The 1,838-nt window shown below is 70.9% G+C and carries 1 protein-coding gene; it reads left to right on the top strand.

Annotation, left to right across the window (positions count from 1 at the left end; genetic code table 11):
* Positions 1 to 1,838: condensation domain-containing protein (locus GTY84_RS22885; protein WP_237532539.1), on the top strand; the 1,838-nt coding region annotated here is incomplete at both ends.

The following is a 1,838-nucleotide window of genomic DNA, read 5'->3' on the forward strand; positions in this document are numbered from 1 at the left end:
CCCTCACTCCTCATCCAGATCACCGAAATACCCCTCTCCCCCAACGGAAAACTCGACCGACGCGCCCTGCCCGCACCACCCGCCACCACAGCAGGTCCTGCGTCGTCGCGAGGCCCGAGAGACGCGCGTGAGGAGATCATCGCCGGGATCTTCGCCGAGGTACTGGAGCTGCCGTCGGCAGGGGTCGAGGAGGACTTCTTCACGCTCGGCGGTCACTCACTGCTGGCCGTCCGCGCGGTGAGCCGGGTGCGCTCCGCTCTGGGCGTGGAGTGTGCCGTACCGGATCTGTTCGAGGCACGGACGGTCGCGGCGCTGGCGACACGGCTGGCCGGGCGCACCGCGTCCGAGCGGCCGACGCTGAACCGCGCGGGGAGTCGACCCGAGTTGCTGCCGCTGTCGTACGCGCAGCGCAGGCTGTGGCTGATCGATCGCGTGCAAGGGCCGGGCACGGCCTACAACGTGCCGCTCGCGGTGCGCCTGCGAGGGCGGATCGACCCGGTGGCACTGCGGGCCGCGGTCGGTGATGTGGTGGGTCGGCACGAGGCACTGCGGACGGTCTTCACCGAGGCGGACGGCGAGCCGTATCAGCGGGTGCTGGCCGTGGAGGAATGCGAGGTGCCGTTCGCGGTACGGCGGGTCACGGCCGGGCGGCTGTCGGTGGAGGCCGAGGCGGCTGGACGTCATGTCTTCGATCTGGCGCGGGAGATTCCGCTACGGGTCACTCTGCTGGGGGCGGGGGACGACGAGCATCTCCTGGTGCTCCTGCTGCATCACATCGCCACGGATGAATGGTCCACCGGTCCGCTGCTCGCCGACCTGGACACCGCGTACACGGCCCGGCGCCAGGGCCGGAAGCCGAGTTTCGCAGAACTTCCCCTGCAGTACGCCGACTTCGCCCTGTGGCAGCGCGAACTGCTGGGCGACGCACAGGACCCCGCGTCCGTGGCCGGCCGTCAGGCGGCCTATTGGCGCGAGGCCCTGGCCGGGCTGCCCGAGGAACTGCCGCTGCCCACAGACCGGCCACGTCCGGCTGTTCCCTCCCGCGGCGGCGACGTGGTGCCGTTCGAGCTCGACGCGAACACGGGCACGGGCCTGACTCGAATCGCCCGGGAGACAGGTGCGACCATGTTCATGGTGGTGCACGCGGCGGTCGCCGCCCTGCTGCACCGACTCGGCGCGGGGGACGACATCCCTCTCGGCAGCCCCGTCTCCGGACGGGAGGACGAGCAGGTGGACCGGCTCGTCGGGTTCTTCCTCAACACGCTCGTGCTGCGGGCCGATCTGTCCGGTGACCCGACCTTCACCGAACTGGTCGGACGGGTCAGGGATTCGGGTCTGGCCGCGTTCTCCCACGCGGATCTGCCGTTGGAGGCGGTGGCCGAGGCGGTCGGGCAGGCTCGGGCGCGGTCGCGCAACCCTCTGTTCCAGACGATGGTGACCTATCACTCGGTGACCACCGAGGTGCGCGAGTTGTTCGGCGCTCCTGCCGAGGAACTGCCGGTGGAGATCGGTGGGTCCAAGTTCGACCTGGAGTTCGCGTTCGGCGGGCAGGAGCGTGACGGGCGGATCAGCGGCGGACTGCGCTACGCGACGGACCTGTTCGAGCGAGCGGGCGCAGAGCGGCTGGCCGAACGGCTGGTGCGGCTGCTGGACACGGTCGCCGCAGAACCGGACAGCGCGCTGTCCCGGATCAGCGTGATGGATGACCGGGAGCGGGTTCGGGTTCTGGACGGCTGGAACAGCACGGCACGGCCGCTGACGCCGAGTACGCTGGCCGCGCTGGTGGCGGCCGGTGCTCGACGCGACCCGCACGGCACGGCCCTGCTGTCCGAGGGCGC

This window comes from Streptomyces sp. SID8352 (assembly GCF_009862265.1).
Taxonomy (GTDB): Bacteria; Actinomycetota; Actinomycetes; order Streptomycetales; family Streptomycetaceae; genus Streptomyces.